The sequence below is a fragment of the Ereboglobus luteus genome (assembly GCF_003096195.1).
GTDB lineage: Bacteria > Verrucomicrobiota > Verrucomicrobiia > Opitutales > Opitutaceae > Ereboglobus > Ereboglobus luteus.
In genome coordinates, this window is the sequence record NZ_CP023004.1 from 73,194 (window position 1) to 93,856 (window position 20,663).

A 20,663-nucleotide genomic window follows, 5' to 3' on the forward strand; every position below is an offset into this window, starting at 1 on the left:
TGACGGCTTGCGAATCGACCGCCTCCAAACCCGCATTCTAAAAATCTCCTGCTTGCAGACGCCGCCCGGTGCCTGATTCTTTACTTTTTAATTTCTAATTTCTACTTCTTACTTTTCCACCATGTCTCTCAGCTACGAATCCTCCGGTGTAAACTACGACCAGCTCGACGCCTTCAAGCGCGCCTGCCAGAAAGCCGCGCGCGCCACCGCCGGGCTCCTCGCGCCGCACGGCTACGCCGAACCCGCCGCCACACGCGGCGAGAGCGCCTACCTCATCGAGGCGTCCGACCATTACCTCGCTCACGTTGAGGAAGGCCTCGGCACCAAAAACCTCGTCGCCGACGCCTACCAAGCCGCCACCGGCAAGACCTTCTACCGCGAAATCGCCATCGACACCGTCGCCACCATCGTCAACGACCTCATCACCTGCGGCGCGCTCCCGATTTCCGTCGCCATGCACGCCGCCGTCGGCGACTCCGCATGGTTCACCGACGAAGCCCGCATGAACGCCCTCGTTGATGGCTGGGCCGAGGGTTGCCGCCAGTCCGGCGCCGTCTGGGGCGGCGGCGAAACGCCCACACTCCGCGGCATCGTCAACAGCGAGACCATCGTCCTCGCCGGCTCCGCCATTGGAAAAATCTCCCCGAAAAACCTCCGCATCACCGGCGACGTTCACGACGGCGACTCGATCATCTTTCTCGCCTCCTCCGGCGTGCAAACCAACGGACTCACGCTCTGCCGGAAAATCGCCGACTCGCTCCCGCAAGGTTACCTCACACCCATCGGCCACGGCGACCCGCGCAACTACGGCGAGGCGCTCCTCGCCCCGTCGGTGATCTACGTCACGTTCGTCCGCGAATGCCAGCGCCGCAACATCAAGCTCAACTACGTCGCGCATGTCACCGGACACGGCTGGCGCAAACTCATGCGCCTCGACGAACCCTTCGTTTACGAAATCACCGACCCGCGCCCGGCCCCCGCGCTCTTCAAGTTTCTTCAGGAAGCCGGCCCCATTTCCCAGCGCGAAATGTATGCCACCTTTAACCAAGGCATCGGTTTCGCCGCCTACGTCTCGCCCGAAAACGCCGAGGCCACCCTCGCCGCCGCCAAAGCCACCGGCTACGATGCCTGGCTCGCCGGCCGTGTCCGCAAGGACGGCCAGCGCAAAGCCGTCACCATCCCCTCGCTCGGCCTCGAATACGACGGCGAAACACTCGCGCTGCGCTGAGTGCGCGCTGTCGCCACCCGCGCAATGCACGATCAGTCGCATCAGCCAGATCTGGCCGTTTCATCCGATTCGCCACCCGCGCGACCGCGCCTCATCCTCGCCTCCGCGTCGCCGCGCCGCCGGCAACTCCTCGCCGAGCTCGGCATCCCCTTCGATGTGATCGTCGCCGATGTCACCGAGCACGAAGATCCCGCCACGCATCCGCGCACGATGGTCGCGCACAACGCCGCGCTCAAGGCCGACCATGTCGCCGCGCTCCATCCCGACGCGTTCGTGCTCGGGGCCGACACCACCGTTTTCATTGACGACACCGTGCTCAATAAACCCGCCGATCTCGACGAGGCGCGCGCCATGCTCAAACGCCTTGCCGGGCGCACCCACACCGTTTTCACCGGCGTCGCACTCAGAAATATTTCCCGACAAATCCGCATCGACGACGGCGTCACCAGCCAAGTCACCTTCAAGCCCCTCGACGATGCCGTGATCGACGCCTATTTCCGCATCGTCAACCCGCTCGACAAAGCCGGCGCCTACGGAATCCAGGAAGGCCGCGACCTCATTATCGACCACTGGGACGGCTCCTTCACAAACATCATGGGGCTGCCCATGGAAGCCACGAAACAAATTTTGACCCACTGCGGTCTCATCGGCACATTTTGAACATTCCAGCGTCTGTTGTTGTATAACAACAAACAATCACACATGCCGCCGCCGCTCAAAGAACGTCCCTCCAGCCTGCTCGAAGCAGCGCCGCCGTCGCGCCGCAAATCGCGCTACGCGCTGCTCGAAACCGGGGACCCTGCGGATCGCCGCCGCACCATCGGCCTCGGCATTGTGCTCACCATCGGAGTCTGGCTCCTCTGCCTTTTCCTGTTCAACCTGCTCATCACCCACCTCGACCGCCAGCACACCAGCAACACCGGCGACATCGCCACCCCGAAACCCACTTTCGACATCGAGCTCCAGCCCGAGGAGTTTCTCCTCCCCAAGCCGCCTCCCCCGCCCCCGCAAAACTTCGTCGAAACCAATCCCGACGCCCCCGAAAACATTCCCGACAAAACCGACAACTTCGGCGCGCACAACCAGCAGGCCGCGCAGGAAACGCCCACCCCCGGAGGCAAAAGCGACCGCCCCGCAATCGAGGGTCAGGACGAAATCGACTCCACTCAAATTGTTGATGGCGATCTCCGCCAGCAACCCATCATCATCCCCCCGCCCCCGCCGCCCACGCCCGAACTCAAGGAGTCGAGCAGCGTCACCGAAGTCACTCCCGCCCAGCGCGAGCAAAACCCGCTCTCCGGCGAGCAGAAAATTCAGGGCGACAGCGAAACCGGCTACGGAATGAATGAATACAAACTTCCCGAAGTGCTGAAAGACATCACACCCGACGCCACCGAGCGCACCGAAGGCCTCCCCGACGCCCCGCTCATCACCGGTGTCCCCCAAACCACACAACCCCAAATCGACCCCAAGCGCCCGCAACCCCGCATCACGCTCAACCGGCAAAAAGTTCGTCCCGCAATTTTTAAGGAAAACAAATTCGGCACCCAAAACATCGGCGCCATGGCCTACGACGCCAAATGGAGCAACTACGGCCAGTATCTCCAAAAGTTGATCGACACCGTCCAAATCCAATTTGAGGACCTCAATGAAAAAAGCCGCTTCTGGCCGCCCACCGGCACGAAGGTCACCGTCCGCTTCATTCTCGATTCCGAAGGCAAGATCGCTGAAATCGTCGAGGCCGACGGCAACGGTGGCAGTCAGGCCACAAACATCTGCATGAGCGCGATCACCGACCGCGCGCCCTACGGCAAATGGACCGACGACATGATCGCCATCCTCGGCGAGAAACAGGAAATGACCTTCACCTTCTACTACGGCAGGCCGTGAGCGAAATCCCGGGCCCAATCGACGACTACTGGCAAACACTCCCCCTCGGGCGCGGCGTGGCCGTCATCACCCGCGATCCCAACGGCCTCGTCGCCCTCAACAAACCCGCGGGCACCCTCTCCCACCCCAACGAATCCCGCGACCAGCCCCGTTCGCTCCTCAACGCCCCCTATGAACCCGACGGCGAATATTATATGTGGAATGCGGAATGCGGAATGCGGATTTCGGAATTGCAAACCGACAAAACTGATCATGCCACTCGCCCGCCGCCTGCGTCCGATCATTCCGCATTCCAAAATCCGCATTCCACATTCAAAGAGGAATCCCGCCGACTCTGGCTGCTCAACCGCCTTGATTCCGCCACCTCCGGCGTGATCCTTGCCGCGACCACGGAAGAACTCGCGCGCGAAATCCGCGCGCTCTTTCGCGAACGCCACATCAGCAAAACCTACGCCGCGCTCGTCTTCGGCAGCCCCTCCGAAAAAACGCAACTCTGGCGCGACCGGCTCGCCGTGCAAAAACGCGGAGGCCAAATCCGCGCCGCCGCCCGGGCCGGAAACATCCCCGCCGAGGCGCGCATGAGCCTTCTGCGCACCAGCCGCAACACCCCCGCCGCAGCAGGCGCACCCATTTCGCTCATCCAGCTCGAACCCAAGACCGGACGCAGCCACCAGCTCCGGGTGCAATGCGCCAGGCGCCGTCTTCCCATCATCGGCGACGCCACTTACGGCGATTTTCGAGCCAACCGCGACTTCGCCAAACGCACACGCGAAAAACGCCTATTTCTCCATTCGCTCGAAACCCGCTTCGACTACACCCACGCCGGACGCGCGTTCACCTTCGCCGCCAAGGCTGACCTCCCTGGGGCGTTCACCGCGCATCTTTGACGGATTTTGCGCCGGCAATGAGCGGCGTTTTTTTCATTCGGGAAGTTTTCCCTTTACACGCGCTTGAGCAGCCTATTTTTTGAACGGCTCTACTGTAATCATGCAAAAGACAAAAAAGTCCGTTGCCAAACGATTCAAGGTGTCCGCCAAGGGCAAATTGATCTATCGTTCGCCAGGCACTCGCCACATCGCGAGCACCAAGTCCTCCAAGCAGAAACGCCGCTTGGGCAAGGCCAAGGCTCTCTCCGAGACCCACACGCCTCCGCTCCTGCGTTGCCTGCCCCACGCCTAAACCGCCGAGGGACCGCGCGAACGATCAAACCATAACCACGCCAACCGGGTGAATCCCAACGAGACGACCCGGCGGCGACTAAAAAAATACACATAATATAACATGGCTCGTGTCAAAAACTCCCCCGCGTCGCGCAAGCGCCGCAAGAACATGCTGAAGCATGCCAAAGGCTACTTCGGCAACAAATCGAAGCTCTATCGCTACGCGAAAGAAGCCGTCCATCACGCCTGGCAATACGCCTACCGTGACCGCCGCAAAAAGAAGGCCGAGTTCCGCGCCCTCTGGATCGTGCGCATCAGCGCCGCCTGCCGCGAGGCCGGCATCAGCTACAACCGCTTCATCGAAGGTCTCAACGCCGCCGGCGTCGCCCTCGATCGCAAGGTCCTCTCCGACCTCGCAATCCGCGACGAAGCGGCCTTTACCGCCCTGGTCAAACAAGCCCAGGACGCGTTGAAGAAAAAAGCCGAGGCCAAAAAGGCCGCGGCCTAAAAGCTTAAACGCGAGCCCGGACGCGGCTCGCCTCTCATTTTCAGAAATCATCAGAGGACGGGCCTCGTTCGAGCGAGGTGCCGTCCTCTTTGCTTTTGAAACATTCCTCTTGGGACAGAATGAACAAAATTAAAAAAATGGGAGAGACTCCAAGCTACGATTTGGCCGGCCAAATCATAGGGCTCGCCATGAAAGTTCATTCAACGCTCGGCGGCGGATTTCTCGAATCTGTTTATCAAAACGCGCTCGCCTTTGAACTGACTCGAGCAGGCATGGCTTTCCAAACAAGCGTCCCCCTCAAGGTGAAATACGAAGGCGCAATTGTCGGTGAGTTCGAAGCCGACATGCTCATCGCCAATACGCTCATTATCGAAAACAAAGCCGTCCAAACCCTCGCCGTCGCCCATGAGGTTCAACTTGTCAATTATCTTACCGCCACCGGCATCAACGAAGGACTTCTTCTCAATTTCGGCGCGGAAAAACTCCAGTTCAAAAAGAAATTCCGCACATACCGGGCCGCCGGCCCCAATTGATCTTCATTCTGTTCCATTCCGTTAATTCTGTCTAAAAACACTTCCCAAAATTTCCACATGCAAGACCAACTCAAAGCCCTGCTCGACAAAGCCCGCACCGAACTCTCCGCGACAAAGATCCGCGCCGACTTCGAGGCCGCGAAAGCCCGTTACGTCGGCCCCAACGGCTCGCTCACCGCGTTCATGAAACAAATGGGCAGCCTGCCCAAGGAGCAAAAACCCATCGTCGGCAAGCTCATCAACGAGGCCAAGACCACCCTCACCGGCCTCCTCGAAAACGCGCTCCGCGCCATCGAGTCCAACGAGCTCGCCGCGCAACTCGGCCCCGAAATCGACCCCACCCTCCCCTCGCCCGACGCCCTCGCCGGCACCTATCATCCCCTCACGCTCGTGCGCGAGGAAATGTGCCGCATCCTCGCAAAGGCCGGGTTCAACGTCGTCGAGGGTCCCGAGGTCGAAACCGAATTCTACTGCTTCGACGCGCTCAACACACCCGCCGACCATCCGGCCCGCAACGAGCAGGACACGTTCTATTTCCCCGCCGCCACGCGCTTCGGCAACGTCTCGCGCAAGGTCGCCGACGAAAAATACCTCCTCCGCACGCACACCTCCTCCGTGCAAATCCGCACGATGCTCAAGGGCCCGCCGCCCATCCGCATCGTCTCGCCCGGGCGCGTTTACCGTCGCGACACCACCGACGCCACGCACTCCGCCAACTTTCACCAACTCGAGTGCCTCTACGTCGACAAAAACGTCACCGTTCGCGACCTCAAGGCGCTCCTCGATTACATCTTCGCCTCGCTCCTCGGCAAGGACACCAAGACCCGTTTCCGCCCGCACTATTTCGGCTACACCGAGCCCAGTTTCGAAGTCGATCTCAGCGCAAGGCACCTCCCCAAGGTGAACAAGGAATGGATCGAAATCGGCGGCTGCGGCATGGTCGATCCGACCGTCTTCGACGCCGTCGGCTACGACTCAAGCGTCTGGACCGGCTACGCCTTCGGCATGGGCCTCGAACGCCTCGCCATGCTCCTCTACGGCATCGACGACATCCGCTACTTCTACCAAAACGACCTGCGCTTCCTCAGGCAATTCGCCTGACGGAAAGCAGTGAGCGGCGGGTAGCGAGTAGTGAGTAGAAAAAATCACCGCTCGCCCCGCTCGCAACCAACCTTAAAAATTTTCACAACCATCACACCATCCTCCCACCACCATGCGGGCGCAGCCCGCCACTGACATCCTACTCGCTACCCGCTACTCACTACTCGCTACTTTTTCTTCCTCCCATGAAAATCTCCCTCTCCTGGCTCAACGACTACGTCGATCTCTCCGGCATCGCCACCGACGAAATCTCCCGCGCCATCACCTTTCTCGGCCTTGAAGTCGAGGAGGTCATCAACACCGGCGCGCCCCAGTTCAACAACGTCGTTGTCGGGCGCATCCTCACACGCGACAAACACCCCAACGCCGACAAGCTCTCCCTCTGCACCGTCGATGTCGGCCCCGCCGGCGGCGTGAAGACAATCGTCTGCGGCGCGCCCAACTGCGACGCGGGCAACCTCGTTCCCGTCGCGCTCCCCGGCGCCATCCTCCCCGGCAATTTCGAAATCAAACAATCCAAAATCCGCGGCCAGTCCTCCGACGGCATGATGTGCTCGTCCAAGGAACTCGCGCTCGAGGGCGGCGACCACGCCGGCCTCATGATCCTCGCCACCCCCGCGACGGAAACCCCGCCCGCCCTCGGCACTCCCATCAACGACATTCTTCCCCCGGGCGACATCGTTTTCGACATCGAAGTCACACCCAACCGCCCCGACTGCCTCAGCCACATCGGCATCGCGCGCGAACTCTCCGCGTGGTTCAAAAAACCGCTCCGGTATCCGGAAATCAAATACGATCCGCGCAACACACGCGCCCCCTTTGCCGCCTTCGCCGCGCGCCCCGACCTGCTCGAATCCATCCGCGTCGACGCGCCCGAGATGTGCCCGCTCTACACCGCCACCGTCATCACCGGCATCAAGATCGGCCCCAGCCCCGAGTGGATGCAACGCCGTCTCCTCGCCGCGGGCATGCGCCCGATCAGCAACATCGTCGACATCTCCAATTACGTGATGCTCGAATACGGCCAGCCCACGCACGCCTTCGACGCGAAAAAAATCGGCGGGCACAAACTCATCATCCGCCCGGCCAACGAGGGTGAAAAAATCATCACCCTCGACGAAAAGGAGCGCGCGCTCAGCAGTCGCATGCTCGTCATCGCCGACGCCGAGAAACCGCTCGTCATCGCCGGTGTCATGGGCGGCGAAAACTCGGGCATCGACGACACCACGACCGACATCATTCTCGAGGCCGCCAGTTTCGCGCGCAGCCTCATCCGCTGGACATCGCGCCGCCTCGGACTCTCCTCCGACTCATCCTACCGTTACGAACGCGGCGTCGATCCGCACATGCTCGACGAAGCCACGCGCCGCGCCATCTCGCTCATCCTTGAGCTCTGCGGCGGGCAAGTCGCCGGCGCCACGCACAAGGCCGGGGGCGACGTCCCCTGGCAACGCGAGGTTCAAGTCACCGCGTCCTTTGTGAACGAACGCGTCGGCTTCGAAATCCCCGTCGCCGAGCAACGCGCCGCGCTCGAGGCGCTCGAGCTTCGAATCACACGCGAGGATAAAAACGCCCCCGGCGGCCCCGCATGGACGGTTGCCATCCCGAGCTGGCGCAACGACCTCGACCGTCCCATCGACCTCGTCGAGGACGTCCTTCGTGTTTACGGCACGGAAAAAATCCCCCCCGCGCCCGTGCTCGCGCCGACGATCATCGGCAACGACGCCCCCATCGTGCTCTTCAACCGCGAAGTTTCCGCATACCTTGTCGGCCAGGGTTTCAACGAATGCGTGAACTACACGCTGCGCTCCAAGCGCGAAGTCGAGACGTGGGTTTCACAAGCCGCCGGGGCCGAGCTTGCGCTCCTTAATCCCTTCACCGAGGACCAGTCGCACCTTCGCCCCACCCTCGTGCTCGGACTCCTCGAAACGCTCAAACTCAACCAATCGCGTGGCGTGCCGACGGCGCGCCTCTTTGAAACCGGGCGTGTCTTCATCGAGCGCGACGGACAAAACTTCGAGTGTGTTTCGGTCGCCTTCATCATTGCCGAAAACGACCTCGACCGCGCCTGGCTCAAGCGCGAGCCCGCCGACTTCTACACGACAAAACGCCTCGTCGAAACCCTCGCCGGCATCGGCGGCATCGACATTGCCCGCCAGCCCGTGAAAGCGCCCGGCGGTTCGTTCTTCGGATGGCAGGAAGGCCAGTCCGCCATCATCGGCGACATCGCCCACGGCTGGACCGCGCGCCTCGGCCTGATCAACCTCGCCATGGTTCGCAGCCTCGGCATCGAGGGCAAGGTCTACGGCGGCACGCTCTCGATTCTCTCCGAGCGCGTCAAAACCGTCTCCGACCGCCGCCGCTATCAACCCATCACGATGCACCCCGCCGCGCTCCGCGACATCGCGCTCGTGGTCGATGAAAAGCTCCCCGCCGGCGACGCGCAAAAAACACTGGCCAAGCACGCCCGCGCCACGCTGCCGAAAACCTTTGCGCTCGAAGCCGCGAACATCTTCGACGTCTACCAAGGCAAGGGCCTGCCCGAGGGCAAAAAAAGCCTCGCGTTCAGCCTCGTCTATCGCGCCCCCGACCGCACCCTCACCGACGACGAAGTCAACACCGCCTTCGCCAAGCTTCAGGAAATCCTCGCCAAGGAAACCGACTGGCAGATCAGAAAGTAGCAAATCGGCCCGGCAAACGCACAGGATTGCCTCATGGGGCAATCACCAGTCCAATCCAGCCACAAAGCGTGTTCTTCGGAAGGCGCCAATAGGTGGGACGGTTGGCGGGCTTTCGCTCGAAATAACAAAACGCCGTGCGATAGGCATCGCGCGAAGTGTTTTGGTGTTCAAATCAAATAAACCGCATTCCTTGCGCCTTCCACGCCTCGTTGCGACGGTGCGTTGCGCAAAGACCAATCCGAGGTTTGGTTGCCCTCGCTTTCTTGAGCGGGAATCCTTTCGTTGCGCTCACCCCCAACCGCCCGTTATTCAATGATCACCATGCTTTCATCCAAAACCATTCCGTTTCTTGTTTTCATTTCGTGCTGCCTGCCCCCGCTTTGCGCCGCCTCGGGGACATTTGCCCTTTCGCCGCCCGCGGGGGAAAATTATGTGACCTGCGAGGGCGTTTATCCCGGCCATTTGCAGGGGATCACGACAAATGGCGCGGATGCCATTTATTGGTCGTTCACCACCGCGCTGGTCAAAACCACCCCCGCCGGAAAGGTTCTCAAAAAAATCAACGTGATCAACCATCACGGCGACCTGACTTTCGCGAACGGCAAGGTTTATGTGGCGGTGAACGATTACGTCAGCGAGAAGCCGGGGCAGTTTAACCATCCCAACCCAAACAATCCCGCGAGACAGTGGGTTTACGAATACGACGCCGGCCTCAATTTTCTAGCCCGCCATTCGGTTCCGCAGGTTATCCACGGCGCGGGCGGTGTGGCGCATCACAAGGGGCATTTTTGGGTGGTCGGCGGACTGCCCGGTCCGTGGGCTGGCGGTTTCGATCCCGAGAAATACAACAAAAACCACCTCTATGAATATGATGCCGCGTTTCGGTTCGTGAGGGTTCACGAGCTGGCCACGGGCAACACCGACATGGGCATTCAGACAGTGGAGTTCGGCGGCGGCAGATGGTGGTTTGGCACCTATGAGGGCTCGCCCCGGCGTCCGGTCGGCGGTAAAGGCACGCCGGGCTGGCGGCACCAAGTTTTCTCGACCGGCGAAAACCTCGCCGCATTTGTGCGCTTCGGCTTCCATGCGAAAAAGCCCGAGGGTATCTATCCGAATGCCTCGTTGGGAATCGCCGCGCTGCCCGGCGGCCAGTTTTTAATCGGAGGCGGAAGCGGCAAAAAGAATGAACGCCGAGGCCACTGATGATGGACGGTTGAAGGTGCTTGATAGGGTTCCTGTGAAATGAAGGAGAAAACAACAAACTAATCCTGATCATGAAAATATTATATACTGTCTTGCTGTTCATATTTGGTGCGGTGCCAATGATGCGGGCGGACTGGAGTTTATTGAGGAATGACGACGGACAGATTGTGGAGGTCGCAATCGACTTCACTATTGAGAAGAAAACAGAAACCTCGGACGGTGGCATTTCGTTAGTAGTGAGTTCCGAAAAATGAAGGTCAAACCTACGGGTTTTCCGCGGAGATTTTAAAACCCCGTGACTCCGAAACCTTAGCGAAAAGAAAGAGGGATCGTCGGCCCATTACGAGAAGCAGCATAATTATCACATCCACGGGCGAATCTACAAAATCCCTCGAAAAGAAACTCAATCACTTGCTTAACATGCAGGATGATTCCGAAGCGCCGACTCGCGTTGCAGGTTTGTATTCTGCGGTATCGCCTGCGGCGTCTTTTTCAACACCCTCGCTCTTTGATGCCGTGGATATCGGAATTGTTTTCGATCATGAGGGGAAACAGGTGAACGCCCGCGGTTTTCACATTAAAATATTCATGGATATTCCCATGAATCGCTTTACTGTGTATTTTTCAGAACGAGGAGGCATAGGAGGAACTTCCGAGGCCACACGAACACGGATGAAGAAATACCCGAATAAGAAGTCATAACCAAAGCGAGCAAACGATAGTCCAGCAAAGTGGTCTTGGCAAACCCGACGGCGCACTCGTGGCGTCAGCCTCGCTGATCAAACAGGCAAACTTGGCAGTCCGCGCTACAAAAAAACGGCGTCCGTTTTATGGGACACCGTTGAGTGTTTGTGAATGTTGATGACCTTTCCGCTGCTTAGCTGGCCGGGGTTTCCGGAGCGGCGGGAGGAGGCGTGTCGGCGGCGGGTGCGGCTTCGCCGTTGGCGGCTTGCTGCTGGGTTTCCATTTCCTTCATCGCGGCTTTGCGCGAGAGGCGGACTTTGCCGGAGCGCTCGTCGATGCCGATGCACTTGACCCACATTTCGTCACCGACTTTGCAGACGTCCTCGGTGCGGCGCACGCGGAAATCAGCGAGTTCGCTGATGTGCACGAGGCCTTCCTTGCCGGGGATGCATTCGACAAAGGCGCCGAATTCTTTCGTGCCTTTCACGACGCCGCGGTAGAGCTTGCCGACTTCGATTTGCGCGCCACCGCCGCAGAGGATGTCGATTTCCTGGATGGCGCGGGCCATCGAGTCGGCGTTGTTCGAGTAGATGAAGACCTTGCCGGAGTCGTCCTCGGCGATGTCGATTTGCGCGCCGGTGGTCTCGACGATGCGACGGATGGTCTTGCCGCCCGGGCCGATGAGGAGGCCGATGTTGTCCGGATCGATCTGGATGGTCTGGATGCGCGGCGCGTAGGTGCTGAGCTGGGCGCGGGGCGCGGGGATCGAGGCGAGCATGACTTTCAGGATTTCAATGCGCGCGTCGCGGGCCTGATAGATGGCTTTCTTGGCGATCTCGAAGGGGAGGCCGTTGATCTTGAGGTCGAGCTGGAAGCCGGTGATGCCGGTGGTGGTGCCGGCGAGCTTGAAGTCCATGTCGCCGAAGTGATCTTCCTCGCCGAGGATGTCGGTGACGGTGACCCATTTGGAGATCGAGCCGTCATCGGCGTTCTCGGTCATGAGGCCGCAGGAGATGCCGGCGACGGGCGCGATGATGGGCACGCCGGCGTCCATGAGCGAGAGGCAGCCGCCGCAGATGGAGGCCATCGAGGTGGAGCCGTTGGAGGCCATGATGTCGGAGACGACGCGGATCGAATACGGGAAGACGTCCTCGGGCGGGAGCACGGGAACGAGGGAGCGCTCGGCGAGCGCGCCGTGGCCGACTTCGCGGCGGCCGGGGCTGCCGAAGCGGCCGGTTTCGCCGACGGAATACGGCGGGAAGTTGTAGTGGAGGATGAACGATTTCGACTTGGCGCCGCCGGTGAGGGCGTCGAGGTCCTGGGCTTCCTTGGTGGGGCCGAGGGTGGTGGTGACGATGGTCTGGGTGTCGCCGCGCTTGAACATGGCGGAGCCGTGCACGCGGGGGAGGATGCCGGCCTCGGCGGCGATGGGGCGCAGCGAGGTCGAGTCGCGTCCGTCGGCGCGGGTGCCGCGTTCGAGAACGGCCTTGCGGTAGGCGCTGTATTGGAGGTCTTCGAAGACGATGCCGATGTCGTGGTCCGCGAAATTGCCTTCGCCGAGCTCGGCGGTGAGGGCGGCTTTGCACTCCTCCTTGAGGGCGGCGACGTTGGCGGAGCGAACTTGTTTTTCCTTGCCGAAGATGGCGTCAACGATCTTGGGGGCGGCGATGCGCTCGACGATGGCGCGGGCCTCGGGCTTGGCGGAGACGAGCGGGTATTCGCGCTTGGGTTTGCCGGCGATGGAGACGAGCTGCTTGATTCCGGCGATGATGGGCTGGATGGCCTTGTGCGCAAATTCGAGCGCCTCGATGAAGCGGTCCTCGGGGAGCTGCGCGGCGGAGCCCTCGATCATGAGCATGTCTTTTTCGGTGCCGACGTAGATGAGGTCGAGGTCGGACGAATACATTTGCTCGATGGTGGGGTTGGCGACGAACTGGCCGTCGATCTGGCCGACGCGCACGGCGCCGATGGGGCCGGACCAGGGAATGTCGGAGATGGCGAGCGCGGCGCTGGCGCCGTTGACCATGGAGATGTCGGCGTCGTTGATTTGGTCGGCGGAGAGGAGCAGGCCGATGACCTGCACTTCATTGAGGAAGCCGGCGGGAAAGAGCGGACGGCAGGGGCGGTCGCAAAGGCGCGAGGTGAGGATTTCCTTTTCGGAGGGGCGGCCTTCGCGCTTGAAATAACCCCCGGGGAAACGTCCTGCGGCGGAATATTTTTCGCGGTAATCGACTGTGAGCGGGAAGAAGTCCTGGCCGGGCTTGATGTTTTCGGCGGCGGTGGCGGCGACGAAGAGCGTGGTTTCGCCGACTTGGACGGTGACCGCGCCGTTGGCGAGGTGCGCGAGCGAGCCGGTGCCAAAGGTGATGCCGAGCTCGGGGACTGTGACTGTGTGTTTTTGATTCATGTTCGTATTTTGGATTTTGTATTCTCGATTTTGGATTGATGAACCACGGAAGATAATTCGAGAGGGTATTGATGGTTTCCGGGTTTTGTTTTTTAACCGCGAATGGACGCTAAAGGACGCGAATAAATACAAATGAAACACGGGTCGAAAATCGGCCTGTTATTCGCGTCTATTCGCGTTCGTTCGCGGTTCTAAATCTCTGACTGGTTTTTATTATGGGCAAAAACTCGCGGACAATGGTGTTCGCGTTGCTTTTGCCGGGAGGTGTCTTTTTTGCATCCTCGTTCAGTGTTCGAGAGATTTCCGTTTGGCGCCTGCGCTGTTTTTTGCGGCGGAAGAGACAAGCGGAAATGTCCCGGAATCTGTGGCGAGTGTCGTTGGCTGCGCGGGGCAGTTAAGACAACGGGCGACCCGCGGATCGGGTCGCCCGTGTGCTGAAAAGAGTGGTTAGCGACGGAGGCTGAGCCTTTGCAGCATCTCGTTATACTTGGGCAGATCGTTGCGCTTCAAGTAATCGAGGAGTTTGCGGCGGCGGCTGGCCATCTGGAGAAGGCCGCGGCGGCTGTGGAAGTCCTTGCGATGCGTGCGCAGATGCTCGGTCAAGTGATTGATGCGAGCGGTGAGCAACGCGATCTGGACTTCGGAAGAGCCGGTGTCCTTCTCGTGTGTTTTGAACTGACTGATGATTTCTGGTTTTACTACTGTTGACATGTGGTTTTGTGGTTTTGAACTGCACGACCGTAGGGGCGCCTTGTTGAAGGGCGTCCGCGCAACCCGCTCCTGCCTGCGAAGTTGTGAGACAACGCGGGCGTTTGCCGGTGGCACCGTTCCAATCCGGCGGGATGCCGGACCGGTCATGGTGGGAATCCGCAACCGACGGACTTCCACTAACGCAAGCCGCGATATATCTAGGAGCGCGCAAGGCGGCGCAAGAAGAATTTACGCAAATCCTCACGGAGTCGACCTCGCGAATGCCCCCACCCTTTCCCAAAAAATTCGATAGGACCCAAAACACACTCATCGTCACCACCCAAACCTTTGTCCGGAAAAACGCAGGGAACCCCACACACACGCATTGTGCGCGCATCGAATGCTCACTTTGCGATCAGCTTTATCAGCGCGGCGCGGTCGGTTTTGCCGCGCTGGGTGAGCGGGAATGCCGGCAGCACAACAATGCGGTCGGGGATTTTCCACGCGGCGAGACGCGGGGTGAGCTGGCGGCGGATGTCGGCGGCGGTCGGCGAGGGCGCGTCGCTGGCGACGGCGGCGGCGATGGCGTCGGGGCGCGTTGGATGCGCGGCGACAAAGGCTTCGCGCACACCGGGCAGGGCGCGGAGCATCGTTTCCACTTCGCCGGGGTCGAGACGGCGGCCCGCGATTTTCAGCGTGCGTCCGGCACGGCCAAGCAGGGTGAGTTCGCCGGCAGGGTTGAATTCACCGCGATCGGGCGGCGAATAGCGTCCGCGTCCGTGGACAGAGGGGCTTTCGACGGTGAAGCGTTTGCCGCGGCGGAAGGTGATGCGCACGCCGTCGATGAGTTGCCCGATGGCGCGGCCAGTTTCCGCGGCGTCGCCTTTGCGGTCGTAGGCGATGCCGCCGGTTTCGCTGGTGCCGTAGAAATTGTGGACGTGTTTGCCGTATTTGTTTGCGAAAGCGAGCGCGTCGGCGGGCTGGAGCGGCGCGCCGGCGGAAATGACGAGGCGCAGGCTGGCGAGCGCGGCGGGCGAAACGTCGGTGCTTGAGAGCGCGCGCAGGAGCGTGGGCACGGCGGGAAAAACGGTCGGTTTCCAACGGGCGCAATCGGCGGCGATGGATTGCGGAAACGGGCTGGCGGCGCTGAGGAGGGGCGTGCCTTGTTCGAGGAGCGGAATGACGAGGTGGCCGAGTCCGTAGGAGTGCCCGAAGGGGATGATGCCAAGGTTGAGGTCGCCGGGGCTGATGCGCATGGTTGCGCAAATCTGGCGTCCGTCGGCGAGCATTTGCGTGTGGGTGAAAACGAGCGCCTTGGGAACGCCGGTGCTGCCGCTGGTGAGTTTGATGAGCAATTCGTCGCGGCGTCGAACGGGCGGGCGAGGCGCGAGCAGGGTGAGTTCACCGTCGCGCAAGATCGAGGCAGCGCGGCTGACGTCGGCAATGGCGGCAAGGCGGTCGGGTGTTTCCTTGGAGTCGGCGAGCGCGGGGACAGCACCGATTTCGAGCAGACCGAGGAAGATGTAAAACCAGCGCGCGCTGTTCGGCTCGGCCATGACCACGCGGCGACGCGTGATGTGCGCGCGGGTGTCGGTGGGAAGTGAATCGAGCCAGACACGTGCGGCGGCGGCGAGTTCAGCGCGACTCCAGACGCGCGCGGTGTCGCCGTCGATGACGGCGGTGGCGGATGGCGATTGCGCGACAAGTGCGCGCCAGGTGGCGAGGAGGTTTGTTGGGTAGGGCGAAACCTCCGGCTGAGCCGATTGCTTTTTCGCGTTCGGTGACAATTCCGGCTCAGCCGGAGGCTTCGCCCTACCTTTGGTATCGCCGACCGGAGCCATTATTCTGCCAACAGACGGCGGAGGGTTTCATCAACTAACTTCGGGTTCGCTTTGCCTTTGCTGGCTTTCATTACGGGGCCTTTTAGGCCGTTGATGGCACTTTCCTTGCCGGCTCGGAATTCTTCGGCGGCTTTGGCGTTGGCGGCTATCGCGTCGCGGCACCATTGTTCGAGTTCGTTGGCGTCGGTCGGGACGGCTTTTAGGTTTTTGCGGTCGGCGATTGGCTCAGGGGCGTCGCCGGTGGCGAACATTTCGGCGAAGACTTCCTTGGCGGTGTTGGTTGTGAGCGTGCCGGCGGCGATGAGTTTAACGAGCGCGACGAGGTGCGCGGGCGGGATTTTTGCGACGGCTTCCTTGAAGGTGGCCTTGGTCGCGCCGAGTTCGCGGAGGAGGTCGTTGGTGATCCAGTTGCCGAGGGGTTGCGCGAGCGCGGGGGCGTCGGAGCCGGCGAGTTTCACGGCGGCGTCGTAGTAGTCGGCGAGGGGTTTGTCCCAGATGAGGACGGAGGTGATTGTGTAGGGGAGATTGTGGTCGGCCATGAGGCGGCGCTGTCGGTCGAAGGGGCGCTCGGGGAGCGTGGCGGCAAGGGAGTTTTTCCACTCGGCGCTGACGTGCACGGGCATGAGGTCGGGGTCGGGGAAGTAGCGGTAGTCGTGCGCGTCCTCCTTGGTGCGGAGCGATTGCGAGACGCCGGTCAGTCCGTCGTAATCGCGGGTTTCCTGGACGACGGAGCCGCCTTTTTCAACGAGGGCGGTCTGGCGCTTGATTTCGTGCTCGATGGCGTCGCGGACGTAGGAGATGGAGTTGAGGTTTTTCATCTCGACCTTGGTGCCGAGCGTGGTCGAGCCGACGGGGCGGATGGAGACGTTGGCGTCGCAGCGCATCTGGCCTTTTTCCATGTCGCAATCGGAGACGCCGCCTTGCTGCATCGTGGCGCGGAGGATGGTGAGGAACGCGGCGGCTTCGTCGCCGCTGGCGAGCGCGGGTTCGGTGACGAGTTCCATGAGCGGGGTGCCGGCGCGGTTGTAATCGACGAGCGACTCGGTAGCGAAGTGGTTGAGCTTGCCAACATCCTCCTCGAGGTGGATGCGGTTGAGCGGAATCGTCTTGTGCTCGCCCATGATGTTGCGCGCGGAGCCGGGGAGTTCGATTTCGACGGAGCCGCCGAGGCAGATGGGGGCGAACTGCTGTGTGAGCTGGTAGTTTTTGGGCGAGTCGGGGTAGAAGTAGTTTTTGCGGTCCCAACGGCATTCGTCGGCGATGCGGCAGTTGACGAGGAGGCCGGCGCGGATGATCTGGTCGATGGCGGCTTTGTTGAGCACGGGCAGCGCGCCGGGAAGCGCGAGGACAACCGGGTCGGTGAGCGTGTTGGGTTCGTGCCCGTAACCGGAGGCGGCACGGGTGAACATTTTTGTGCGGGTCTTGAGCTGGATGTGAACTTCAAGACCGATGACGGCTTCGTATTTCATTTTTTTGGAAAAATTCTTTTTTTAACCACGGAGGACACGGAGAGGCACGGAGTCAGAGGACTCTGCGAAATATGCCATCCTTGAGCAGGGGAACGTTGAAATTGATGAGGAAACCGATGCGGTGTCCGGAGAGTTTTAGGTAGGTGATGAGTTGCGCCTCGTGAACGTCGTGCAGTTCTTCCACCGCCTTGAGTTCAAGGATGACTTCGTTTTCCACTAGCAAATCCAAACGATAACCAACGTCGATGAGGGAACCCTTATAGTTCACGGGCACTTCTTTTTGGCGCTCATATTCCAGGCCCCTCAGTCCGAGCTCGAATGCGAGGGCGGCCTCATAGGTTGACTCAAGCAGTCCCGGCCCGAGCACCTTGTGCACCTCAATGGCCGCTCCGATAATTTTCTCTGTGAGTTCTTCCTGCAACAACGTGGTTTTCATTTGGAGGATTAAAATAAACCGGTCATCTCTGTATTCTCCGTGTTTCTCAGTGTTCTCCGTGGTTAATAAATCAGAGATTCGGCAGGTGCTTCGCCCAGTCGTGCGCGCTGTCGTAGGCGTGGGCGATTGAGAGCAACTCGGCTTCCTTGAAGGGCTGGCCGATGAGTTGCACGCCGATCGGGAGGCCGGTTTGCGTGAAGCCGCAGGGCATGCTCAGGCCGGGGAGTCCGGCCATGTTCACGCCGATGGTGTAGATGTCGCCGAGGTAGGCTTCGAGGGGCGTCTTGTGCGAGCCTTTGAGGAAGGCGGGCGTGGGCGAGGTGGGCGCGATGATGGCGTCAACTTGCTTGTAGGCGTCGATGAAATCCTGGCGGATGAGCGTGCGGACTTTTTGCGCGCGCAAATAATAGGCGTCGTAATATCCGCTGCTGAGAACGTAGGTGCCGAGGATGATGCGGCGCTTGACTTCCTCGCCGAAACCTTCGGCGCGGGTTTTCGAGTAGATGTCAACGGCGTCGGTCGCGGCGGTCGAGCGGTGACCGTAGCGAATGCCATCGAAACGGGCCATGTTGGAGGAGCACTCGGCGGTCGCGACGATGTAGTAAACGGCGATGCCGTATTCGGTGTGCGGGAGCGAGACTTCGCGGATTTCGCAGCCTTGGTTTTTGTAGAAATTGATCGCGGTTTGGACGGCGGCGGCGACTTCGGGGTCGAGTCCGTCGCCAAAATATTCCTTCGGGACGCCGAGCCGCCACGGGCCTTTTTTCTGGTGGAGCGCGGCGCGGTAGTCGGGGATTTCGGCGAGGATGGAAGTGGAGTCGAGCGGGTCGTGCCCGGCGATGGCGGAGAGCATGATGGCGGCGTCCTCGACAGTGCGGGCGATGGGGCCGACTTGGTCGAGCGAGGAGGCGTAGGCGGAGACGCCGTAGCGCGAGACGAGGCCGTAGGTGGGCTTGAGGCCGACGAGGTTGCAGAACGACGCGGGCTGGCGGATCGAGCCGCCGGTGTCAGTGCCGAGCGCGGCGGTGACTTCGCCCGCGGCGATGGCGGCGGCGCTTCCGCCGGAGGAGCCGCCCGCAACGCGCGCGAGGTCGTAGGGGTTGTTGGTGGGACCCATCGCGGAATTTTCGGTGGAGGAACCCATCGCAAATTCGTCGAGATTGAGGCGTCCCCAAAAGACGGCGCCGGCTTCGCGGAGCTTGCGCGTCACGGTGGCGTCGTAGGGCGAGATGTAATTGGCGAGCATCTTCGACGAGGCTGTGAGCGGCTGATCCTTTACGGAGATGATGTCCTTGAGGCCGACGGGAATGCCGTCGAGCGGGCCGAGCGTTTTGCCTGCGGCGCGGCGTTCGTCGGACGCGCGAGCTTGGGCGAGCGCGGCGGCTTCGTCGAAGGAATTGAACGCGCCGACGCGGGAATCAACGGCCTTGGTGCGGTCGATGCAGGCTTGGAGGAGTTCGACGGCGGAGATCGCGCGGGAGTCGAGTTGCGAGGAGACTTGGGTGAGCGGGAGGTTGATTGGCATCGGAAACAGGAGAGGGATTCGGGCGGTTGTTTTAATTAACCACGGAGGACACGGAGAGCGCGGAGGGACGGAAGAAGATGAGTTTGGAGTTTTGTTTTTCTCCGGGAACTCCGTGTTCTCCGTGGTTAATCTTTCTGAGTGAGTTATTCGACGACCTTGGGCACACTGATCATATTGTCGCGCTGGGCGGGGGCGTTGCGGAGGGCTTCGTCGGCGGTGAAGCCGGGCGTGACGTTGTCCTCGGCCCAGACGTTGGAAATGGGGAAGCCGTGCGCGGTCGGCTCGATGCCGGTGATGTCAACGCGCTTGAGCTGATCGACGTATTTGAGGACGTCGCCGAGCTGCGCGGCGAACTTCTCCTTTTCGTCGGGCGCGAGGTCGATGCGCGCGAGCGAGGCGAGTTTTTCGATGTCGAGATTTGGTGATGTGGCGGCCATGTGAAAAATAAGAGGATGATCCGTTCTGAGAAAGTTGCACAGAAGGAAATGAAGGGAATTTCAAGAAAATCCGGCTTCCATTCGCAAGCTATTGATTGCATCCCTTCGGCCTTTAAACTTAGACTTTGCCTAACTTGATTCCTCGTAATGAATTTCTTGGCAACAACCCCACGGCCATTTAAGCGCATCTTGCGTGCACTCCTCCTATCCACGCTCCTGTCGGCAACAGCTTTTGCAACAGCGCAAATGCCGGACATTTTAATATATAAAGGGGAAGAATATTCTCTTCATATAAATCCGCTTGATGAGTTTTTTTACAAAAATCCCGACGTGAAATTGCCAAAATCATCCACCCTCGTAATATCATCGGCATTATGGCGTGGATACCTTGCCACGTTTGAAATTAAAAATGATTATTTTTTTATCAAGAACGTGCAAACACTGACCGGCGATGGGAAAGGCACAGCCGAATCAAGATGGAAAAGCGTGATCAATGATATCTTCAAGGAGACAATGAGCAGGCGACTTGATTGGTTTTCGGGATTACTGATTTTGCCCCGAGGAAAAGTGGTTGATTATGTCCACTTAGGATATGCATCTACCTTTGAAAATTATACGCTACTAGAGATAGACAAGGGGAAATGTGTTAAAGAAAGGCATTTTTCAACCGAAGGGTATTCTAAATTTAAAAAGAAACAATTCAAGGCGTTTAAAAAAACTGATGAATACAATAGACTTATTAATAAATTTAATGAACAAGGAGTGAGTAAAAAACGAGCAATTGCAAATATAAGAAATCGAGTAGTTTATTACTCAAAAAAGATACTGGTTGACTGATGTATTTCAAAAATCACTCAAGTTTAGCCATTA

At 60.0% G+C, this 20,663-nt stretch carries 19 protein-coding genes; 12 read left to right on the forward strand and 7 right to left on the reverse strand.

The features are described 5' to 3' along the window. Positions 1 to 121 precede the first annotated feature (121 nt). From CKA38_RS00315 to CKA38_RS15165, 11 genes are all read left to right on the forward strand, one after another. Positions 122 to 1,228 carry an AIR synthase-related protein gene (locus tag CKA38_RS00315; RefSeq protein WP_108823715.1) on the forward strand — a complete coding sequence of 369 codons (1,107 nt, stop codon included), beginning with the start codon at positions 122 to 124 and terminating at the stop codon, positions 1,226 to 1,228. Positions 1,229 to 1,252: 24 nt separating this feature from the next. Then, positions 1,253 to 1,888 (forward strand): Maf family protein, encoded by a 636-nt coding sequence (locus tag CKA38_RS00320; RefSeq protein WP_108826324.1) that lies wholly within the window; start codon positions 1,253 to 1,255, stop codon positions 1,886 to 1,888. Positions 1,889 to 1,930: 42 nt separating this feature from the next. Next, positions 1,931 to 3,118 carry a hypothetical protein gene (locus tag CKA38_RS00325; RefSeq protein WP_152032585.1) on the forward strand — a complete coding sequence of 396 codons (1,188 nt, stop codon included), beginning with the start codon at positions 1,931 to 1,933 and terminating at the stop codon, positions 3,116 to 3,118. Continuing rightward, entirely contained in the window at positions 3,115 to 4,005 is an 891-nt protein-coding gene (locus CKA38_RS00330; RefSeq protein ID WP_236919075.1) for a pseudouridine synthase, read from the forward strand. The genes CKA38_RS00325 and CKA38_RS00330 overlap by 4 nt, the downstream gene beginning before the upstream one ends. A 100-nt stretch (positions 4,006 to 4,105) precedes the next feature. Beyond that, on the forward strand, positions 4,106 to 4,297 hold the full coding sequence (gene rpmI / locus CKA38_RS00335; protein ID WP_108823718.1) for a 50S ribosomal protein L35: 192 nt from the start codon (positions 4,106 to 4,108) through the stop codon (positions 4,295 to 4,297). Positions 4,298 to 4,399: 102 nt separating this feature from the next. Next, the gene (rplT, locus tag CKA38_RS00340; protein ID WP_108823719.1) at positions 4,400 to 4,786 is read left to right on the forward strand and encodes a 50S ribosomal protein L20; all 387 of its coding nucleotides are present in this window, start codon (positions 4,400 to 4,402) and stop codon (positions 4,784 to 4,786) included. A gap of 137 nt (positions 4,787 to 4,923) precedes the next feature. Next, positions 4,924 to 5,319: a GxxExxY protein gene (locus CKA38_RS00345; protein WP_108826325.1), complete on the forward strand. Its 396-nt coding sequence runs from the start codon at positions 4,924 to 4,926 to the stop codon at positions 5,317 to 5,319. A 57-nt stretch (positions 5,320 to 5,376) separates the two neighbouring features. Then, entirely contained in the window at positions 5,377 to 6,420 is a 1,044-nt protein-coding gene (pheS, locus tag CKA38_RS00350; protein ID WP_108823720.1) for a phenylalanine--tRNA ligase subunit alpha, read from the forward strand. 185 nt (positions 6,421 to 6,605) lie between these two features. Further along, positions 6,606 to 9,101, forward strand: a complete 2,496-nt coding sequence (gene pheT / locus CKA38_RS00355; protein ID WP_108823721.1) for a phenylalanine--tRNA ligase subunit beta — start codon at positions 6,606 to 6,608, stop codon at positions 9,099 to 9,101. A gap of 321 nt (positions 9,102 to 9,422) precedes the next feature. Continuing rightward, a complete protein-coding gene (locus CKA38_RS00360) occupies positions 9,423 to 10,304 on the forward strand; it encodes a hypothetical protein (protein ID WP_152032586.1) in 882 nt (293 codons plus the stop codon). A 420-nt stretch (positions 10,305 to 10,724) separates the two neighbouring features. Beyond that, positions 10,725 to 11,006, forward strand: a complete 282-nt coding sequence (locus tag CKA38_RS15165) for a hypothetical protein (RefSeq protein ID WP_152032587.1) — start codon at positions 10,725 to 10,727, stop codon at positions 11,004 to 11,006. Positions 11,007 to 11,181: 175 nt separating this feature from the next. Here the strand turns inward: CKA38_RS15165 and pnp are convergent, their stop codons facing one another. From pnp to gatC, 7 genes are all read right to left on the reverse strand, one after another. Next, positions 11,182 to 13,395 carry a polyribonucleotide nucleotidyltransferase gene (pnp, locus tag CKA38_RS00365; RefSeq protein ID WP_108823723.1) on the reverse strand — a complete coding sequence of 738 codons (2,214 nt, stop codon included), beginning with the start codon at positions 13,393 to 13,395 and terminating at the stop codon, positions 11,182 to 11,184. A 447-nt stretch (positions 13,396 to 13,842) separates the two neighbouring features. Then, on the reverse strand, positions 13,843 to 14,106 hold the full coding sequence (gene rpsO, locus CKA38_RS00370; protein ID WP_108823724.1) for a 30S ribosomal protein S15: 264 nt from the start codon (positions 14,104 to 14,106) through the stop codon (positions 13,843 to 13,845). A 383-nt stretch (positions 14,107 to 14,489) separates the two neighbouring features. After that, positions 14,490 to 15,872, reverse strand: coding sequence for a class I adenylate-forming enzyme family protein (locus CKA38_RS00375; RefSeq protein ID WP_161554642.1), 1,383 nt, complete (start codon positions 15,870 to 15,872; stop codon positions 14,490 to 14,492). A gap of 53 nt (positions 15,873 to 15,925) precedes the next feature. Next, the gene (gatB, locus tag CKA38_RS00380; RefSeq protein ID WP_108823726.1) at positions 15,926 to 17,395 is read right to left on the reverse strand and encodes an Asp-tRNA(Asn)/Glu-tRNA(Gln) amidotransferase subunit GatB; all 1,470 of its coding nucleotides are present in this window, start codon (positions 17,393 to 17,395) and stop codon (positions 15,926 to 15,928) included. 52 nt (positions 17,396 to 17,447) lie between these two features. Further along, the gene (locus CKA38_RS00385; protein WP_108823727.1) at positions 17,448 to 17,831 is read right to left on the reverse strand and encodes a GxxExxY protein; all 384 of its coding nucleotides are present in this window, start codon (positions 17,829 to 17,831) and stop codon (positions 17,448 to 17,450) included. Positions 17,832 to 17,901: 70 nt separating this feature from the next. Then, the gene (gene gatA, locus CKA38_RS00390; RefSeq protein ID WP_108823728.1) at positions 17,902 to 19,356 is read right to left on the reverse strand and encodes an Asp-tRNA(Asn)/Glu-tRNA(Gln) amidotransferase subunit GatA; all 1,455 of its coding nucleotides are present in this window, start codon (positions 19,354 to 19,356) and stop codon (positions 17,902 to 17,904) included. 143 nt (positions 19,357 to 19,499) lie between these two features. Further along, positions 19,500 to 19,793, reverse strand: a complete 294-nt coding sequence (gatC, locus tag CKA38_RS00395) for an Asp-tRNA(Asn)/Glu-tRNA(Gln) amidotransferase subunit GatC (RefSeq protein WP_108823729.1) — start codon at positions 19,791 to 19,793, stop codon at positions 19,500 to 19,502. 156 nt (positions 19,794 to 19,949) lie between these two features. On the opposite strand from gatC, the gene CKA38_RS00400 reads away from it, so the two are divergent. Beyond that, entirely contained in the window at positions 19,950 to 20,630 is a 681-nt protein-coding gene (locus tag CKA38_RS00400; RefSeq protein WP_152032588.1) for a hypothetical protein, read from the forward strand. Positions 20,631 to 20,663: the final 33 nt, after the last annotated feature.

Excerpts from the sequence above, each read along its gene's own strand:
- CKA38_RS00320 (WP_108826324.1), top strand. The coding sequence starts at position 1,253 with ATGCACGATCAGTCGCATCAGCCAGATCTGGCCGTTTCATCCGATTCG.
- CKA38_RS00360 (WP_152032586.1), top strand. The coding sequence starts at position 9,423 with ATGCTTTCATCCAAAACCATTCCGTTTCTTGTTTTCATTTCGTGCTGC.
- CKA38_RS15165 (WP_152032587.1), top strand. The coding sequence starts at position 10,725 with ATGCAGGATGATTCCGAAGCGCCGACTCGCGTTGCAGGTTTGTATTCT.
- CKA38_RS00315 (WP_108823715.1), top strand. The coding sequence starts at position 122 with ATGTCTCTCAGCTACGAATCCTCCGGTGTAAACTACGACCAGCTCGAC.
- pheT (WP_108823721.1), top strand. The coding sequence starts at position 6,606 with ATGAAAATCTCCCTCTCCTGGCTCAACGACTACGTCGATCTCTCCGGC.
- pnp (WP_108823723.1), bottom strand. The coding sequence starts at position 13,395 with ATGAATCAAAAACACACAGTCACAGTCCCCGAGCTCGGCATCACCTTT.
- rplT (WP_108823719.1), top strand. The coding sequence starts at position 4,400 with ATGGCTCGTGTCAAAAACTCCCCCGCGTCGCGCAAGCGCCGCAAGAAC.
- pheS (WP_108823720.1), top strand. The coding sequence starts at position 5,377 with ATGCAAGACCAACTCAAAGCCCTGCTCGACAAAGCCCGCACCGAACTC.
- CKA38_RS00345 (WP_108826325.1), top strand. The coding sequence starts at position 4,924 with ATGGGAGAGACTCCAAGCTACGATTTGGCCGGCCAAATCATAGGGCTC.
- gatA (WP_108823728.1), bottom strand. The coding sequence starts at position 19,356 with ATGCCAATCAACCTCCCGCTCACCCAAGTCTCCTCGCAACTCGACTCC.
- gatB (WP_108823726.1), bottom strand. The coding sequence starts at position 17,395 with ATGAAATACGAAGCCGTCATCGGTCTTGAAGTTCACATCCAGCTCAAG.
- rpsO (WP_108823724.1), bottom strand. The coding sequence starts at position 14,106 with ATGTCAACAGTAGTAAAACCAGAAATCATCAGTCAGTTCAAAACACAC.
- rpmI (WP_108823718.1), top strand. The coding sequence starts at position 4,106 with ATGCAAAAGACAAAAAAGTCCGTTGCCAAACGATTCAAGGTGTCCGCC.
- CKA38_RS00385 (WP_108823727.1), bottom strand. The coding sequence starts at position 17,831 with ATGAAAACCACGTTGTTGCAGGAAGAACTCACAGAGAAAATTATCGGA.
- gatC (WP_108823729.1), bottom strand. The coding sequence starts at position 19,793 with ATGGCCGCCACATCACCAAATCTCGACATCGAAAAACTCGCCTCGCTC.
- CKA38_RS00325 (WP_152032585.1), top strand. The coding sequence starts at position 1,931 with ATGCCGCCGCCGCTCAAAGAACGTCCCTCCAGCCTGCTCGAAGCAGCG.